Below are 17348 nucleotides of genomic sequence, written 5' to 3'. Positions count from 1 at the left end.
CCGGGGCTGTCGGGCGGGGGCGCGAACGGTACGGTGTCCGCGCGGTCGCGCACACCCGCGACCGCGGCACGGCCGCAAGACACCAGCAGAGCATCCGGGCGGAGCGCACCCGGGCCGACCGTGGGGGCCAGCACAGATGACGGACCAGCAGAACACCGCTCCGGCGGTCTGGGACCCGACCGCCCGGGGCGGTGCGGGCGGCTGGGTGCGCGGTCCCCAGCAGCCCTCCGCCCCGACCAGCCCCGCCGCTCCCGCCATGCCCGCCTCCTCGCCGACCGCCCCCGCCGCGCCGCCGCGCCCCCCGCAGTCGCCGGCCGGACCGCCCGCCGACGACGCCCCGACGGCCGTCATCCCGCAGCCGGTGCCGCCGCGGCCCGCCGCCCCCGGCCCGCTGCCGCCCCGGACCGCCCCGGCGTTCCCGCAGGCCACACCGGGCGCCGGCCCGTCCTACGGCGCGCCCCACCAGCCGCCGCAGCAGCCCGGGCACCCGCAGCAGGCCGCGTTCCCGCCCCCGCCCCAGCAGGGCTACGGCGCCCAGCCCCCGTACGGCCACCCCGGCCACTACCAGCCCGGCCTCCCCCAGCCGGCCCGGCCCCAGCCCGGTTACGACCAGCCCGGCTACGACCAGTCGGCCCCCTACGGGCCGTCCGGCCCCGCGCCGTACGACCACCCCCAGCACGACCAGCCGCAGCACGACTACCCGACCGGCTACGCCGAGCCCGACGACGAGGACCGCGCCGCCGGCCGGCGCGCACCGCTGCTGATCGCCTTCGCCCTGCTCTTCGTGCTGGCCCTGGGCGGCGGCATCCTCTGGGCGGTCCGGGACAAGGGGTCCGGCACCGACCAGGCCGGCCCCACGACCCCGTCCGCCGCCGCGACCGGCGGCGCCGACGCGTCCGGGAACCCGCCGCCCGCCCCGGCCCCCAACGGCTCCGGCGCGCCGACCCCGGCCGCCTCCGACACCGCCGCGGCGAGCGCGACCCCCAGCCCGACCGAGACCGCCGGCGGGCCCAACGCGCAGTCCCAGGCCAAGGCCCTGGACGAGCTGCTCACCCAGGGCGAGAGCGCCAAGGCGCCGATCGGCAACGCGGTCGCCAAGGTGAACAGCTGCCCGGCCAAGCCGGACATCGACGCCGCCGCGCAGGTCTTCGACAACGGCGCCAAGCAGCGCGACCAGCTCCTCGCCAAGCTGGCCACGCTGAGCGTCACCGACCTGCCGGGCGGCGCGGACGCCGCGCAGTCGCTGAAGTCCGCCTGGCAGCTGTCCGCCGACATCGACCGGGCGTACGCGAGCTGGGCCCGGACGGTCGCCGGCCAGGGCTGCTCGGGCAGCGCCCCGAACACCGCCGACAAGAAGCGCGCCGACGAGCTCAACCCGCAGGCCACCCAGGCGAAGAAGGACTTCGTGACGAAGTGGAAGGTGATCGCCGACCAGTTCGGACTCACCGCCCGTACCCAGGACCGGATCTGACCCACCCGTGACGCGCACCACCCGCCACCCGGCCGAGCCGTTCGACCCGATGGACCCGATGGACCCGCTCGACGCCGAGGCCCCCGAGAACAGCGCCCCCGACGACGCCGCGCCCGCTGCCACGCCCGCCGTCGCACCGGCCGCCCGGCCCCGCCGGTCCCCGCTGCCGCGCACGGTGACCGTGATCGGCGTGCTGGCCCCGCTCGGCCTGGCCGGCTGGCTGGGCTGGCAGATCGTCGGCGGCCCCGACCGGGGCACCCCCGACGCCGCGCCGCCGCCCACCGCCGCGGCCGCCGCATCCTCCACCGCCCCTGCCACCACCCCCGGGGCGACCCCCTCCGACCCCACCGCCCCGGCCACCACCGCCCCGGCCACCACCGGCCCCGCCACCGCCGACCCCGCGTTCCCGGCCCCCGCCACCCCCACGGCCACCACCCTGACCGGCCGCACCGTCCTGCTCGATCCGGGCCACAACACCGGAAGCTTCGCGCACACCGCCGAGATCAACCGCAAGGTCGACATCGGCAACGCCCGCAAGGAGTGCGACACCACCGGCACCTCCACCAACGCCGGCTACACCGAGGCCGAGTACTCCCTCGACGTGGTCCGCCGGACCCGCGCGATCCTCGCCGCCCGGGGCGCCACCGTGGTGCTGGTCCACGACGGCGACCGGCCCTGGGGTCCGTGCATCGACGAGCGCGCCCGGATCGGCAACACCGCCCACGCCGACGCGGCGGTCTCGGTGCACGGCGACGGCGGCCCGGCGAGCGGCACCGGCTTCCATGTGATCATGCCCGCCAAGGTGGTCGCGGGAAAGGCGAACACCTCGGCGATCGTCGACCCCTCGCACCGCCTCGGCCTGCTGCTGCGCGAGAACTTCCAGGCGGCGACCGGCGAGCCGTACGCCGACTACACCGCGAGCCAGGGCCTGGACACCCGCTCGGACCTGGGCGGGCTCAACCTCTCGACCGTGCCCAAGGTGTTCATCGAGTGCGGTAACATGCGCAACCCGGTGGACGCCCGCCGGATGACGGATCCTCAGTGGCGCCAGCAGGCCGCCCAGGGGATCGCCGACGCGCTGACGGCGTTCCTGACCACCCGGTAGGAGCCCGCCGGAGCCCGGCGGCCGAGGCCGGAACCACCTGGTCGGAACCGCGTGGTTTGCAACGACTTCGCCCCATTCCCGTGCCCTGCCGTGCACCCGCGCGGCCGTTGGCCCTAGGCTTCTGGTCCGTTCGGGGTTTTCCGGCCGGTCAGCGACCGGACGGGCGCCGACACCACACCGGCCGAGCGCCGGACAACGAACAACCGCCGACCACGACACACCAACGAGGGGAACGTTAGTGAATCTGCGCGCTCTCACCAAGGGAGACGCCGCCGTCGCAGGTGCGGCCGTCCTGCTCTTCATCGCCTCCTTCCTGCCGTACTGGACCGTCGACTGCAAGGGCAAGTACTGCGGCGACACCTCGACGAACGCCTGGGACAGCGTCCTGTTCCCCGTCCTGCCCTCGGTCTTCCTGCTCGGCATCCTCGCCGCCGCCCTGATCCTGGTCCAGCGCTTCCAGGGCCAGGCGGCCGCGAACCGTCAGATCCTCGGCCTGCGCCTGGACCAGTGGGGCATCGCCTTCTCGGTGGCCGCGCTCTGGGCCGCGCTCTGGTCGCTCGGCGGCGGCCTGGAGGGCATCGACCACGGCATCGGCGCCTGGCTCGCCGTCATCGCGCTGATCGTCCTGGCCGGTGCGGCCGCCGGCGGCCAGCTGCTCCCCGTGCTCAAGACCCCGCTGGTCACCGACCGCCCGGCCGCTCCGGCCGCCTTCCCGGCCGGCGACGGCTACCCGGCCCCGGGCCAGCCCGGTCAGCCCGGCCAGCCGGGCCACTACGGCTACCCGGGCCCGGGCCAGGACCCGAACCAGGCGCAGTCCCCCGCGTTCGGCGGCCAGCCCGGCGGCTACGGCTACCCGACCCCGCAGGCCGGCCAGCCGGTCCCGGGCCAGGGCCAGGGCCAGGGCCAGCCGCAGGACGCCGCCGCCCAGCAGGCCGCGGCCGCGCAGGCCGCCGAGGCCGAGGCCGCGCGTCACGCCGCCGCCCAGCAGGCCGCGCAGCCGCAGCCGGCCCCGGCGGCCGACTTCGCGCCGTTCTGGTTCGCCGTCCCGGCGCCGCGCCAGCTGGCCCCGAAGGACAACCCGGCCGGCGCCCCGGTCGGCGAGCTCGTCCCGGGCACCTGGTACCTGGCGGTCGAGCAGCGCGGCGCCGCGCTGGTCGCCCAGCTGCAGGACGGCACCCAGGGCGTGCTGGGCGACACCTCGGGCATCCAGCGCGGCTGACCCCGTGCGGCCGGCCCGGCCGCGTACGGCGAAGGGGCGGGACCGGATCTCTCCGGTCCCGCCCCTTCGCCGTACGCGGCCGTTCGCGTCACCGGCGCGACGGTCAGCAGCAGTCCTGGACCACCAGCCCGGCCGGCAGCTCCTCGCCGCCGAACACCGCCACCGTCGCCGGGTCCCCGCCGAGCGCCGCGACCGCGAGCAGCAGCGCCCCCGCCGTCCAGGTGGTGCGCTCCTCGGGCCAGATCGCGTCGTCCTCGAAGACGTACCCGGTCCAGTACGAGCCGTCCTCGTGCCGCAGGTGCTTCTGGATCCAGCGCAGGATGTCCACCGCGCGGTCGGACTCGCCGACCGCCCAGAGCGCCATGGCCAGCTCCGCGCTCTCGCCGCCGGTGACCCAGGGCCGGTCGCTGACGCAGCGCACGCCGAGGCCGGGAACGACGAAGCGGTCCCAGTCCCGGGCGATCCGCTCCAGCGCGGCCGGGCCACGCAGCGCGGTACCGAGCACCGGGTAGTACCAGTCCATCGAGTAGCGGTCCTTGTCGAGGAACCGCTCGGGGTGGTGGGTGACGGCGTGCCGCAGCCGCCCGGCCGCGAGCTCCCAGTCGGGCTGCGGCTCCTCCAGGTAGTCGGCGACGGCGAGCCCGCAGCGCAGCGCGTGCAGGATGCTGGACGAGCCGGTGAGCAGCGCCTCGTCGGTGGCCGCGCCGTGCTCGTCGACCCGCCAGGCGATCGGGCCGCCGGGCAGCCGCTGGGCGACGATGAAGTCCAGCGCGCGCCGGACGGTCGGCCAGATCCACTCCAGGAAGGCGTCGTCGCCGGTGGAGAGGTGGTGGTGCCAGACGCCGACGGCCACGTAGGCGCAGAAGTTGGTCTCCTTGGCCGCGTTGCAGACCGCGCCGTCGGCGTGCTCCGGCTGCCCGTAGGCGTAGGCGGCGTACCAGGAGCCGTCCGGGTTCTGCCGCGCGGCCAGCCAGCGGTAGGCGGCCTCGGCGGCGGCGTGCTCGCCGGCGGTGTCCAGCGCCATCGCCGCCTCGGTGTGGTCCCAGGGGTCGAGGTGGTGGCCGCGGAACCACGGTACGGCGCCGTCGGGCTGCTGCTCGGCGAGGATGCTGCGGACGGTGCCGGCGGCCTGTTCGGCGTCGAGCACCCCGTCGAGCAGCAGGGCCTCCGGGACGGCGGCGGTCACTCCGCCCCGCCCGCAGCCCGGTCCGCCGCGCCGCCCCGGGTGCCGGCCCGGTGGGGCTTGGCGGCGTAGGCGACGAAGCTCTTGCCGATCACCGGGTTGAGGGCCCGCTCGGCGGCCTTGGTGAGGGTGCTGATGACGGGGGTGCCGACGATGTCCCAGACCAGCAGCCGGTGGTACGCCTTGACCGGCAGTGACGTGTCGTTGTCGACGCCGACCGCGCACTTGATCCACCAGTACGGCGAGTGCAGCGCGTGCGCGTGGTGGGTGCCGTACGGCTCCAGGCCGGCGTCCTTGAGCTTGTCGAGCAGTTCGTCGCCCCGGTAGATCCGGATGTGGCCGCCCTCGACCTCGTGGTACTCGTCGGAGAGCGCCCAGCAGATCTTCTCGGGCAGCCAGCGCGGCACGGTGACGGCGAGCAGGCCGCCGGGCTTGAGCACCCGGAACATCTCGGCGAGCACGCCCTTGTCGTCCGGGATGTGCTCCATCACCTCGGAGATGATGATCTTGTCGAAGTGGTCGTCCTCGAACGGCAGGGCCAGCGCGTTGCCCTCGATCGCGACCGCGGACGCGCCCTCCGGCGCCTCGCCAGCCTGCTCCATGGCGGCGAACCACTTCCTGACCTCGGCGATCTCCTCGGCGTTCTGGTCGAGGGCGACCACATGGGCCCCGCGCCGGTAGCACTCGAACGCGTGCCGCCCCCCGCCGCAGCCCAGGTCGAGCACCCGGTCGCCGGGGGCGAGCGGGAAGCGCGAGAAATCAACGGTCAGCACTGCGGACTCCCATTCCTTCGGTACCCAAGGTTCCTGACGCCGAGTCAGAGAAATCGCGGGGCGCGCGGCGCACGCAGGGGGCGGACGGGGCGGCGCGCACCACCGGAAGACGGGTGCGGCCGATCGCCACCCGGCCGGTCGCCGGGGCCGCCGTCAGGCCACGTAGCGCCAGCCCGGTCCGGAGCGGGCCCGGCTCCCGGTGCCGGTGGCGATCGCGGCCCGGTAGCCCTCGACGGTCTGCTCGGCGGCGCGCTCCCAGGTGAACCGGGCGAGCACCCGCTCCCGGCCCGCCGCGCCGAGCGCCGCGCGCAGCTCCGGGTCGTCCAGCAGCCGGCCGAGCGCCGACGCCAGCGCGTCCGGGTCGCCCGGGGGCACCGCCAGACAGCTCTCGCCGTCCGGGCCCGCGACCTCGGGGATCGCCCCGCCGGTGGTGGCCACCAGCGGGGTGCCGGTGGCCATCGCCTCGGCGGCCGGCAGCGAGAAGCCCTCGTACAGCGACGGCACGCAGGCCACCTCGGCCGAGCGGTAGAGGTCCACCAGCTCCTGGTCGGTCAGGCCGTGCCGGAACTCGATGTGCCGCTCCAGCCCGAAGGCGCGCACCGCGCGGGCGATCGGCCCGTCCTCCTTCTGCGGCTTGCCGACCACGACCAGGTGCGCGTCCCGCTCGGTGCGGACCTTGGCCAGCGCCCCGACCAGGTGCACCAGGCCCTTCAGCGGGACGTCCGCGCTGGAGGTGGTGACGATCCGTCCGGGCACCCGCGCCACCGCGTCGGACGGCGACCAGAGCCGGGTGTCGGCGCCGACCGGCACCACCGAGACCGCGTGCGGCGCGGCGCCCAGGTGCTCGGCGATCTCGCGCTTGGAGGTACCGGAGACGGTGATGATGTGGTCCAGCCGGGCGGCGACCCGGCGCTGCATCCGGGTGAAGGCGTACCAGCGGCGCAGCGACAGCCGCTTGAGCCGGCTGGTGGCCGCGTCCAGTTCGACCCGGCGGTCCACGGTGATCGGGTGGTGGATCGTGGTGACCAGCGGGAAGCCGTGCCGGCCGAGGCCGAGCAGGCCGTAGCCGAGCGTCTGGTTGTCGTGCACCACGTCGTAGCGGCCGCGGTGGGCGGCCAGGTACTGGCGGGCGCGCAACGAGAAGGTCAGCGGCTCGGGGAAGCCGCCGGTGCGCATGGTCAGGTACTCCAGGAGGTCCACCGGCCCCCGGTACTCCTCGCGCGCCGGGGTGCGGAAGGGGTCGTCGGCGCGGTAGAGGTCCAGGCTGGGCAGTTCGACGAGCCGCACCGAGCCCGGACCCTCGACCTCGTCGAGGACGGGGTACGGCTGGGCGCCGATCACGTCCACGTGGTGGCCGAGCCGGGCCAGCTCACGGGAGAGGTGCCGTACGTACACGCCCTGGCCGCCGCAGAACGGGTCGCCGCGATACGAGAGCAGGGCAATCCGCAGCGGCTGCGCGGTCATCGTCGGCCCTCATCTCTGCTGCTGTCTGTGCTGCCGGTCGGTAAAGTAGATCAGGTTTCAGTGGGTGTGGAGTCCACCGGTGACCATGTGAACAATGAGAGACCTCGAAGATACCGGCCCGTAGCTTCCGCTCAGGAGCCAGGGCTGGTGATTCGCGCCACGCCCGGGAGCCTCCTTGCCGTCACCGTCGTCACCCCCCTCGCCCCCGCCCCTGCCGTCCCCTCAGGCACAGGCCCCGCCGCCCGAGCCGCCGCTCTCCGCCCGGCAGGCGGAGCGGCGGCGGCGGATCCTGCGGACCGCGACCGCGCTGGCGGCGCGCGGCGGCTACGACGCCGTCCAGATGCGCGAGGTCGCGGAGGGCGCGCAGGTGGCGCTGGGCACGCTCTACCGGTACTTCCCGTCCAAGGTGCACCTGCTGGTGGCGGTGATGCTGGAGCAGCTGCGCGGCCTCCAGGAGCAGGTCCGGAGGCATCCGCCGGCCGAGCCCGAGCCGGCGCCGAGGGTCGCCGAGACGCTCACCCGGGCGTTCCACGCGCTGCAGCGCGAGCCGCTGCTGGCCGAGGCGATGGTCCGCGCGCTGTCCTTCGCCGACCGCTCGGTGGGCGCCGAGGTGGACCAGGTCTCCGCCGCCACCGGGCAGCTCATCCTGGACGCGATCGGGCAGTCCGGACCGCCCACCGAGGCGCAGCGCGCCGCCGTCCGGGTGATCGAGCACACCTGGCACGCGGCGCTGGTCGCCTGGCTCTCCGGCCGGGCCTCGATCGCCGAGGTGCGGGCCGACCTGCACACAGCGGCCAGGCTGCTCACGCTGCCCTGAGCGCGCCCCGGCCGCGCTCCCCGGGGCGCCTGACTGGAACCTGTTCTCACCCGGCCCGCTCCGGGCGGCCCGGCCCGGCGGCTAGAGTCGACGGGCAGGACAACTCCATCCGCTCCTCCTCCGGGGAAAGCCGGTGCGAATCCGGCGCTGACCCCGCAACCGTGAGCCCGGCGCCCGTCCGCCGGGCGAGTCGGAGTGCCCGGGGAAGGGCGAGCGGCCCCGCGCCCGGCGGACCCCCGCCGGGCACCGTCGAGGACTACGGAACGGCCCGTCCGGGCCGGCACCGCTCACCGAAAGGCACACCTCCGATCATGCTGACCGCCGCCCGTCTGGGCGCCGCCGCCCTGACCGCCGCGCTGCTCACCGGCGCCGCCGCCGTCCCGGCCCTGGCCGACACCCCCGGCACCGGCACGGCCCCCGCCGCCGCGATCCCCGAGGGCCTGTACGGCAAGGGCGACCCGACCTACGACGGCGTCTGGCGCCAGGCGCTCGCGCTGACCGCCCTGACCACCGCCAAGGTGACCCCGGCCGACTCCGCCGTCGCCTGGCTCACCGGCCAGCAGTGCGCGGACGGCGGCTGGCCGTCCTACCGCGCCGACGCCTCGGCCGCCTGCGACGCCAAGACGGAGGACAGCAACGCGACCGCCGTCGCGGTCCAGGCGCTGGTCGCCCTCGGCGGCCACCAGGACGCCGTGGACAAGGGCGTCCAGTGGTTCAAGGCCAGCCAGAACGCCGACGGCAGCTGGGCCTACAACCCCGGCAACCCGGGCGACGCCAACTCGACCGGCCTCGCGGTCAACGCCCTGCTCGCCGCCGGGACCGACCCGGCGACCGTCGCCAAGGCCGGCAAGAACGCCTTCGACGGGCTCGCCCTCTTCCAGCTCGGCTGCGCCGCCCCGGCCGAGCAGCGCGGCGGCTTCGTCTACCAGACCTCGCCCGACGGCGCCCCCGCCGACGCCAACGGCCTGGCCAGTGGCCAGGCCTCGCTGGCCGCGGCCGGCGGCAAGCTGCCGGTCACCAACACCAACCGCACCGACGCCGCCCCCAAGGCCCTGGCCTGCCCGGAGGGCGGCGCCACCGCCACGGCCGTCCCGCGCGCCGACGCCGGCGAGGCGGCGGGCGCGTACCTCACCGCGCGGCTCGCGGCGGACGGGCAGCACCTGACGCTGGCCCTGCCCGGCGCCGCGCCCGGCCCCGACTACGCGGCCACCGCCTGGGCCGCGCTCGGCCTGGTCCAGGGCGGCCACCCGCAGCAGGCCGCGGGCGCCGTCGACTGGCTGGCCAAGGAGGGCGGCGGCTGGACGAAGGACGGCACCGACGCCGCCGCCACCGCCACGCTGGTGCTGGTCGCCCAGGCCGCGCAGCGCGACCCGGCCGCCTTCGGCGGGAGCGACCTGGTCAAGCAGCTGACCGCGCTCGGCCCCGCGCCCAAGGCGACCGGCGCCGCGTCCGCCCCGGCGAGCTCCGCGCCGGCGAAGAAGGACGAGAAGAAGGACGAGGGCGGCAGCCTCAACAAGTACTGGCCGCTCGGCATCGGCCTGCTGATCGGCATCGGCGGCGGTCTCGTCCTGAGCCTCCAGCGCAAGCGCGGCGCGAAGCTGTGACCACCCCCGGCCGGGACGCTCGGCCGGCCCCGCCGGCGGACACCGCCGCCGCCACCGCTACCACCACCGCAGCCACCGCAGCCGCCCGGGCCGAGACCCGGCGGCGGGTGGTGCGGGCGGCCGTGCGGTTCACGGTCGGGATGCTCACCGGGGTGCTGATCCTGCTGGTGCTCGGGGCGGCGCAGGCCCAGGCCGCCGGGTACCGGTACTGGTCGTTCTGGCGGTGGTCCGACGGCGGCTGGGCGTACCAGCAGCAGGGGCCGGCCGTGCACGTGCCGGCCGACGGCGCGGTCGAGGGCTGGCGGTTCGCCGTCAGCCCGGACGGCGGCCAGGACGCCGCCCGGCCCGCCGCGGCCGGGGACTTCGCCGCCGTCTGCGCCGGTACGCCCGCCCAGGACGGGCGCAAGCGGGTGGCCGTGGTGCTGGACTTCGGCGGCGCCGCCGACGCGCCCGGCGGCGAGAGCCCGCCGGCCCCGCGCACCGCGTGCGCCGTCGTCGCGCCCCGGGCCAGTTCGGCGGAGGTCATGGCCACCGTCGCCCCGCCGCTGCGGTACGACACCAACGGTCTGCTCTGCGCCATCGCCGGCTACCCGCGCGGCGGCTGCGCCGAGCAGCTCGGCGCAGCCGGCGCGCCGAACGACGCCGCGCGCCCCTCGGATGCCGCGAGCGCTGCCCGGACTCCGGCCGGCGGCCCCGTACTCGGGGTGGGCGCCGGCCTCGCGCTGGTCGCCGCGCTCGGCGCGGGCGCCGCCTGGCAGGCGCGCCGCCGCCGCTGAGCGCCCCGGCGCCGCACCCCACTCCCCCTCCACCGCTCCACCGAACGCCTCACCCCTGGACCCCACCGTGCCCCCATCCCGCGCCGCCCGCCGCCGGCCCGCCGCCGGACCCCGCCATCTCCACCCCGGGGCCTGGTGGCTGTGGGCGCTCGGCCTGGGCGCGGCCGCCACCCGCACCACCAACCCGCTGGTCCTGCTGCTGCTCGCCGCGGTCGCCGGCTACGTGGTCGCGGCCCGGCGCGGCGACGCGCCCTGGTCCCGCTCCTACGGCGCGTTCCTCCGGCTCGGCCTCCTGGTGCTCGGCATCCGCCTGGTCTTCGCCGTCCTGCTCGGCTCGCCGGTTCCCGGCACCCACGTCCTGTTCACCCTCCCCGAAGTCCCGCTCCCCGTCTGGGCGCAGGGCGTGCGGATCGGCGGCCGGGTCACCGCCGAGGGCCTGCTCGCCGCGCTCTACGACGGCCTGCGGCTGGCCACCCTGCTGGTCTGCGTCGGCGCGGCGAACGCCCTCGCCAGCCCGGCCCGCCTGCTGCGCACGCTCCCCGGCGCGCTCTACGAGGCGGGCGTCGCCGTGGTGGTCGCGATGACCTTCGCGCCCAACCTGGTCGCCGACGTGCAGCGGCTGCGCGCCGCCCGCCGGCTGCGCGGACGCAACGACCGGGGCATCGCCGCCGTGCTCAGCGTCGGACTGCCCGTGCTGGAGGGCGCGTTGGAGCGTTCGGTGGCGCTGGCGGCCGCGATGGACACCCGCGGGTTCGGGCGCACCGCCGCGGTGCCGCGCCGGCTCGCCGTGCTCACCGCCGCGCTCACCCTGACCGGGCTGCTCGGCATCTGCCTGGCCGCGTACGGGCTGCTGACCGCGGGCGGCGGCGGGTGGGCGGTGCCGGTGCTGGTGATCGGCCTGGCCGCCGCCTTCGCCGGGCTGCTGCTCGGCGGCCGGCGCTCGGTGCGGACGCGCTACCGGCCCGATCCATGGGCGCTGCCCGAGTGGCTCACCGCCGGGTCCGGGATCGCGGTCGCCGTGTCGACGGCCTGGCTCGCCTCGCTCGACCCGCTCGCGTTCGCCCCCACCGTCGTCCCGCCGACCGCGCCCGTGCTGCCGGTCGCCGCCGCGGCGGCCGTCCTGCTCGGTCTGGTCCCCGCGTTCGCGGCCCCGCCCCCGCCGTCCAGCACCGGCGGCGTCACCGGGCCGACCGAGCTTTCCGACCTTTCCGACCTTTCCGGCCCGACCGGCCCGAGCGGCCCGACCGAGCCCCGGAGGATTTCGTGATCACCTTCGAACAGGTCGGCGTCCAGTACGCCGACGCCGCGGCCCCCGCGCTCAGCGGCGTCGACCTGACCGTCCCCGAGGGCGAACTCTGCCTGCTCGTCGGCCCGTCGGGCTCCGGCAAGTCCACCCTGCTGGGCACGGTCAGCGGCCTCGTCCCGCACTTCACCGGCGGCGTGCTGCACGGCCGGGTCACCGTCGGCGGCCGCGACACCCGCGAACACCGCCCGCGCGACCTCGCCGACCTGGTCGGCACGGTCGGCCAGGACCCGCGCGCGCACTTCGTCACCGACACCGTCGAGGACGAACTCGCCTACGGCATGGAGTCCCTGGGCCTGCCCCCGGACGTGATGCGGCGCCGGGTCGAGGAGACCCTGGACCTGCTCGGCCTGGCCGACCTGCGCCGGCGCGCGCTCACCTCGCTCTCCGGGGGCCAGCAGCAGCGGGTGGCGATCGGCTCGGTGCTCACCGTCCACCCCCGCGTGCTGGTGCTGGACGAGCCCACCTCCGCGCTGGACCCGGGCGCCTCCGAGGAGGTGCTGGCCGTGCTCCAGCGGCTGGTCCACGACCTCGGCACCACCGTGCTGATGGCCGAGCACCGGCTGGAGCGGGTGGTCCAGTACGCCGACCAGGTACTGCTGCTGACCCCGGGCGCCCCGCCCGTGCTCGGCGAGCCGGCCGAGGTGATGGCGCACTCGCCGGTCCACCCGCCGGTGGTCGGGCTCGGCCGGCTGGCCGGCTGGCACCCGCTGCCGCTCACCGTCCGCGACGCCCGCCGCCGGGCCGCCGGGCTCCGCACCCGGCTGGACGACCGGCGCCCGCCCGCCCCGTCCGCCCCCGCGCACCGCGACGCGCCGCTCGCCACCGCCTCGCACCTGGTCGTCCGCCGGGGCCCCGTCCCCGCCCTGCGCGGCGTCGACCTCACCCTCCACCCGGGCGAGGTCACCGCCCTGATGGGCCGCAACGGCGCCGGCAAGTCCACCCTGCTCGGCGCCCTGGTCGGCCTGCACGCGCCGGCCGCCGGCTCGGTCACCGTCGGCGGCCGCACCCCGCACCGTACCCGGCCCGCCGAGCTGATCCGCCGGGTCGGCCTCGTCCCGCAGGACCCGCGCGACCTGCTGTACGGCGAGAGCGTCACCGCCGAGTGCGCCTCCGCCGACCGCGACGCGGGCGCCGAGCCCGGCACCTGCCGCGCCCTGGTCGAGCGGCTGCTGCCCGGCCTCGCCGACGACGCCCACCCGCGCGACCTCTCCGAGGGCCAGCGCCTCACCCTCGCCCTGGCGGTGGTGCTCACCGGCCGCCCGCCACTGATCCTGCTCGACGAGCCCACCCGGGGCCTCGACTACGCCGCCAAGGCCCGGCTGGTGGAGATCCTGCGCGGCCTCGCCGACGACGGCCACGCCGTCCTCCTCGCCACCCATGACGTCGAACTGGCGGCCGAACTCTCCGACCGCACGGCCGTCCTGGCCGACGGCGAGATCGTCGCGGACGGCCCGACCCCCGAGGTGGTGCTCGGCTCGCCGGCCTTCGCCCCGCAGGTCGCCAAGATCCTGGCGCCGGGCCCGTGGCTCACCGTCCACCAGGTCGCCGACGCCCTCGCGGAGGCCGCCGAGTGAACCCGCCCCACGCCCCGCTGGCCCGCCCCGTCCCGCTCGGCCGCCGCTCGGTCCTCGCCCTCGCCCTGACCTCCCTGGTCGGCGTGGCCGGCTTCGGCTGGCCGCTGCTCGCCTCCACCAGCTCCGCCCTGGTGGGCCACTCCGCCGACGCGCCCTGGCTGTTCGCCCTCCTCCTCCCGCTCCTCCTCGCCGTCGTCGTCGCCCAGATCTCCGAGGGCCGCGCAGCGGGCGGCGGCGCACCCGGCCTGGACGCCAAATCGGTGGCCCTGCTCGGCGTGCTGGCCGCCGCCGGCGCCGCCCTGCGCCCGCTCGGCGCGGGCACCGCCGGGCTGGAGCCGATGTTCTTCCTGATGGTGCTGTCCGGCCGGGTGCTCGGCCCGGGCTTCGGCTTCGTGCTCGGCGCGCTGTCGATGTTCGCCTCCGCCCTGCTGACCGGCGGCGTGGGGCCCTGGCTGCCGTTCCAGATGCTCGCCATGGGCTGGGTGAGCCTCGGCGCCGGCCTCCTCCCCGGCCCCGCCCGGCTGCGCGGCCGCCGCGAGCTCCACCTCCTCGCCGTCTACGGCGCCGTGGCCTCGCTCCTCTACGGCGTGTTCATGAACCTCCAGGGCTGGCCGTACATCGCCGGTCTCGCGAGCTCGATCTCCTTCGTCCCCGGCGACCCGCTCTCCGACAACCTGGTCCGCTTCGCCGCCTACTGCCTCACCACCTCCCTCGGCTGGGACCTCCCCCGCGCCGCCCTCACCATCACCCTCTGCCTCACCCTCGGCACCCCCGTCCTGCGCGCCCTCCGCCGCGCCACCCGCCGCGCCGCCTTCACCGCCCCGATCACGTTCCGCCCACCGCCCGGGGCGGACGGCAGCCGGCGCACGACTCCCCCGCCCCGCTGACGGGGCGGCCGCACCGGCCCTCCCGTCCCGGGCATTCGTGCCGCCCCGGGCGCGGCAGCACGGCGCTTCCGCCCGCCGGAACGGGCGGCACCTTCAGCAACCACCCGCCGAGGACCGCCGCGCCGGGGTCACGGGAACCGGCGGCAGCGTGTGAACCGCCTGGTCCGCCACGGGCACCTCATGCACCGGGACCACCGTCCTGACCCGTCCGCCCACCGGGTCACGCAACGCCCGCGCGACCGTCGCCCGCCCCTCAGCACTCCTCGCGGCCGGCGTCCGTACGTCCTCACGCGCGCCGTCCGGCACGAAACACGCCGCGGCCCCGGACCGTCCGTGGACGGTCCGGGGCCGCGCGGCGTTGGGGCTCAGGCCTTGGGGCCGGTGGCCTGGACGACGTCGAAGGACCAGAGGGTGGAGTCCGTGGCGGCGGGGCGCTGCGGGGCCTCGCCCTCCGGGGTGGACGGACGGTGGGCGGAGCGCATCGGGCCGGTGAGCCAGGCCTGGAAGGACTCCTCGTCGCGCCAGCGGGTGTAGACGAGGTACTGGTCGGTGCCCTCGACCGGGCGCAGCAGCTCGAAGTACTCGAAACCGTCCGAGTTCTCCACCGCGCCGGCGCGGGCGGCGAAGCGCTTCTCCAGTACCTCCCGCTGCTCAGCGGGGACGGTCAGGACATTGATCTTGACGACGGACACGCCGTACCTCCTCGGGGTTGTTCTGAGAAGGCAGTCTGCTACACCTCACACGGTCCACGGCGGGGCCACCCGGTCCCCGGTGTCCAGGTTGTGCGCCATGGACGGGGCCGGGGAGGCGACCACGGCGGTGAAGCCCTCGTCGGAACGCAGCCGGCGCGGGGCGCCGGCGGGCAGGACGAGGGTGTCTCCGGTGCCGAGGAGGAGTTCCTCGCCGGCCAGCTCGACGACGGCGGAGCCGGTGAGGAAGGTCCACACCTGGAGCGTCAGAAGGAGCGGCCCTCGCCGTGGTACGGGGGCTCGTGGCCGGGCGGGTCGGGCCGGTCCCTGGGGTCGGCGCCGAGGGTGGAGGCCAGCCGGGTGAGCAGCTCGGCGAGGTCGTCGAACTGCTTCTCGTCCCAGTCCCCGAGGAGTTCGGCCAGCTGGGTGCGCCGGGCGGCGACCAGCTGGAGGGCCGCCGCCTCGCCCGGTTCGGTCAGCCGCAGCGGCAGGCCGCCGGTACGGGCGGCCAGGCCGCGCCCCTCGACCTCGCGCACCGCCTCCTCCACCACCGCGAACGGGACGATCCGGCGCTCCGCCAGTTCGGCGGGCTCGACGGATCCGTGATGGTGCATCTGGAGCAGGATCCAGCTGGAGGCGGGCTTGAGGTCGAGGCCGGCCGTGGCGGTGATCCGTTTGTAGAGGTCGCGCCGCGCCTCCCGGGTGCTGAGCACGGACAGCGCCCGGCTGATCTCGTCCAGCGAGGAGCGCTCCACCGGATTGACGCCGATCGACTCGCTCAGGTCGGGGGCGGTCACGGTGCTGCGCAGCTTCTGCTCCCGCAGGAACAGCGCGAGGACGAAGGCGACCGCGGCCACCGGCATCGCGTAGAGGAAGACCCGGGTGATCGACTCGGCGTAGGCGTGGTGGATCCCGTCCTGGACGGCGGCGGGCAGGCTCTCGACGACCCGCGGGTCGGAGGCGATCACCCCGAGGTCGAAGCCGGGTGGCAGCGGGACGCCGGCCAGGGCGTCCCGCAGCCGGCTGTTGAGGCCGGAGGCGAAGATGGTGCCGAAGACCGAGACGCCGACCGAGGCGCCGATGGAACGGAAGAAGGTGGCGCCCGCGGTGGCGACGCCGAGGTCCTGGTAGCCGACCGAGTTCTGCACGATCAGCACCAGCACCTGCATCACCAGGCCCAGCCCGAGGCCGAAGACCAGGAAGTAGCAGCTCATCACGAAGGTGCTGGTGTGCTCGTCGAGCATCGAGAGCAGCAGCAGGCCGACCACGGTGATGGCCGTGCCGGCGATCGGGAAGATCCGGTAGTGACCGGTGCGGGCCACGATCTGACCTGAACCGATCGAGGTGACCAGCATCCCGATCACCATCGGCAGCATGTGGATGCCGGACATCGTCGGCGAGACGCCCATGACGACCTGGAGGAAGGTCGGCAGATAGGTGAGCGCGCCGAACATCGCGAAGCCGATGACGAAGGAGATGACGGCCACCAGGCTGAACGTCCGGGAGCGGAACAGCCGTAGCGGCAGGACGGGTTCGACGGCGGTCCGCTCCACCAGGACGAAGGCCAGCAGCAGGACCAGCCCGAGCACAGCCAGGCCGATGATCTGCCAGGAGTCCCACGCCCAGGTGGTGCCACCGAGCGAGGTCACCAGCACCAGGCAGGTGGCGACGGAGGCGATCAGCACGGTGCCCGGGTAGTCGATCCGGTGCCGGCGCCGGGTCTCCGCGCCGTGCAGCACGGTCGCGATCACGGCGAGGGCGACCACGCCGATCGGCAGGTTGACGTAGAACACCCAGCGCCAGCTGAGGTTGTCGACGAACAGCCCGCCGAGCAGCGGTCCGAGCACGCTGGTGACGCCGAAGACGGCGCCGAAGACGCCCTGGTACTTGCCGCGGTCCCGGGGCGGGACGAGGTCCCCGACGATGGCCTGGGAGAGCACGATCAGGCCGCCGCCGCCCAGGCCCTGGAGCGCGCGGAAGGCGATCAGCTCGCCCATGTTCTGGGCGATGCCGCACAGCACCGAGCCCAGCAGGAAGATCACGATGGACGCCTGGAAGAAGACCTTCCGGCCGTACATGTCGCCGAGCTTGCCCCACAGCGGGGTGGCCGCGGTGGAGGCGAGCAGATAGGCGGTGACCACCCAGGAGAGGTGCTCCAGGCCACCGAGGTCGCTGACGATGGTGGGCAGGGCGGTGGAGACGATGGTCTGGTCGAGCGCCGCGAGCAGCATCGCCAGCAGCAGGGCGCCGATCGGCACCCACAGGTTGCCCGCGGCGGCCTGGGGCGGGCCCGGGTCGCCCGCCGGGACGCGGTCGGACGCGGCGATCGGATCCGTCATGGCGTCTCCGTATCCGTAGCGGCTCGGCGGCGATCACTCCGACTCACCATGCTGTCAGAAATGCACCAGTTCGCGCGTTTTCAGTTGAGCCGAACGTAAGGTCGTCCGATATCAGGACGTTCGCACCGGCGCATCGACCGT

The 17348-nt window shown here is 75.8% G+C and carries 15 protein-coding genes and 1 riboswitch; of the genes, 9 read left to right on the top strand and 6 right to left on the bottom strand.

The window, feature by feature from the left end; translation table 11 throughout:
• Positions 1-136 precede the first annotated feature (136 nt).
• The 3 genes from ABTX81_RS18420 to ABTX81_RS18410 all read left to right on the top strand — a co-directional run bounded on the left by ABTX81_RS18420 (position 137) and on the right by ABTX81_RS18410 (position 3795).
• Positions 137-1471 carry a hypothetical protein gene (locus ABTX81_RS18420; protein ID WP_350546623.1) on the top strand — a complete coding sequence of 445 codons (1335 nt, stop codon included), beginning with the start codon at positions 137-139 and terminating at the stop codon, positions 1469-1471.
• Between the two features lie 7 nt (positions 1472-1478).
• The gene (locus ABTX81_RS18415) at positions 1479-2576 is read left to right on the top strand and encodes an N-acetylmuramoyl-L-alanine amidase (protein ID WP_350546621.1); all 1098 of its coding nucleotides are present in this window, start codon (positions 1479-1481) and stop codon (positions 2574-2576) included.
• 238 nt (positions 2577-2814) lie between these two features.
• Positions 2815-3795 (top strand): hypothetical protein, encoded by a 981-nt coding sequence (locus ABTX81_RS18410; RefSeq protein WP_350546618.1) that lies wholly within the window; start codon positions 2815-2817, stop codon positions 3793-3795.
• 103 nt (positions 3796-3898) lie between these two features.
• On the opposite strand, the gene ABTX81_RS18405 is transcribed toward ABTX81_RS18410, so the two are convergent.
• From ABTX81_RS18405 to ABTX81_RS18395, 3 genes are all read right to left on the bottom strand, one after another.
• Complete coding sequence (locus ABTX81_RS18405; protein WP_350546615.1) at positions 3899-4981, bottom strand: prenyltransferase; 1083 nt, start codon at positions 4979-4981, stop codon at positions 3899-3901.
• Entirely contained in the window at positions 4978-5751 is a 774-nt protein-coding gene (locus ABTX81_RS18400) for a class I SAM-dependent methyltransferase (RefSeq protein ID WP_350546613.1), read from the bottom strand. Before ABTX81_RS18400 ends, ABTX81_RS18405 begins: the two co-directional genes overlap by 4 nt.
• 153 nt (positions 5752-5904) lie before the next feature.
• The gene (locus ABTX81_RS18395; RefSeq protein ID WP_350546611.1) at positions 5905-7215 is read right to left on the bottom strand and encodes a glycosyltransferase family 4 protein; all 1311 of its coding nucleotides are present in this window, start codon (positions 7213-7215) and stop codon (positions 5905-5907) included.
• A 211-nt stretch (positions 7216-7426) separates the two neighbouring features.
• Between ABTX81_RS18395 and ABTX81_RS18390 the strand changes: the two genes are divergently transcribed.
• The 6 genes from ABTX81_RS18390 (at position 7427) to ABTX81_RS18365 (ending at position 14179) form a co-directional block, all read left to right on the top strand.
• On the top strand, positions 7427-8032 hold the full coding sequence (locus tag ABTX81_RS18390) for a TetR family transcriptional regulator (RefSeq protein ID WP_350546681.1): 606 nt from the start codon (positions 7427-7429) through the stop codon (positions 8030-8032).
• 127 nt (positions 8033-8159) lie between these two features.
• Positions 8160-8229, top strand: a riboswitch (cobalamin riboswitch).
• A 114-nt stretch (positions 8230-8343) separates the two neighbouring features.
• A complete protein-coding gene (locus tag ABTX81_RS18385) occupies positions 8344-9636 on the top strand; it encodes an SCO2321 family membrane protein (protein ID WP_350546609.1) in 1293 nt (430 codons plus the stop codon).
• 140 nt (positions 9637-9776) lie between these two features.
• The gene (locus tag ABTX81_RS18380; RefSeq protein ID WP_350546679.1) at positions 9777-10412 is read left to right on the top strand and encodes an SCO2322 family protein; all 636 of its coding nucleotides are present in this window, start codon (positions 9777-9779) and stop codon (positions 10410-10412) included.
• A 67-nt stretch (positions 10413-10479) separates the two neighbouring features.
• Positions 10480-11679 (top strand): CbiQ family ECF transporter T component, encoded by a 1200-nt coding sequence (locus ABTX81_RS18375; protein WP_350546606.1) that lies wholly within the window; start codon positions 10480-10482, stop codon positions 11677-11679.
• A complete protein-coding gene (locus ABTX81_RS18370; protein WP_350546604.1) occupies positions 11676-13292 on the top strand; it encodes an ABC transporter ATP-binding protein in 1617 nt (538 codons plus the stop codon). Before ABTX81_RS18375 ends, ABTX81_RS18370 begins: the two co-directional genes overlap by 4 nt.
• Positions 13289-14179, top strand: a complete 891-nt coding sequence (locus tag ABTX81_RS18365) for an ECF transporter S component (protein ID WP_350546602.1) — start codon at positions 13289-13291, stop codon at positions 14177-14179. The genes ABTX81_RS18370 and ABTX81_RS18365 overlap by 4 nt, the downstream gene beginning before the upstream one ends.
• Before the next feature lie 365 nt (positions 14180-14544).
• Here the strand turns inward: ABTX81_RS18365 and ABTX81_RS18360 are convergent, their stop codons facing one another.
• The 3 genes from ABTX81_RS18360 to ABTX81_RS18350 are packed head-to-tail and all read right to left on the bottom strand — an operon-like array spanning position 14545 to position 17207.
• Positions 14545-14871 (bottom strand): antibiotic biosynthesis monooxygenase family protein, encoded by a 327-nt coding sequence (locus ABTX81_RS18360; RefSeq protein WP_350546600.1) that lies wholly within the window; start codon positions 14869-14871, stop codon positions 14545-14547.
• A gap of 45 nt (positions 14872-14916) precedes the next feature.
• Complete coding sequence (locus ABTX81_RS18355; RefSeq protein WP_350546598.1) at positions 14917-15126, bottom strand: cupin domain-containing protein; 210 nt, start codon at positions 15124-15126, stop codon at positions 14917-14919.
• Positions 15127-15134: 8 nt separating this feature from the next.
• Positions 15135-17207 carry an MDR family MFS transporter gene (locus tag ABTX81_RS18350; protein WP_350546596.1) on the bottom strand — a complete coding sequence of 691 codons (2073 nt, stop codon included), beginning with the start codon at positions 17205-17207 and terminating at the stop codon, positions 15135-15137.
• Positions 17208-17348 lie beyond the last annotated feature (141 nt).

It is taken from the genome of Kitasatospora sp. NPDC097605, from assembly GCF_040302725.1.
Lineage (GTDB): Bacteria > Actinomycetota > Actinomycetes > Streptomycetales > Streptomycetaceae > Kitasatospora.
Note: the sequence above shows the minus strand (reverse complement) of the source record. Positions and strands in the feature narration are given on the sequence as shown.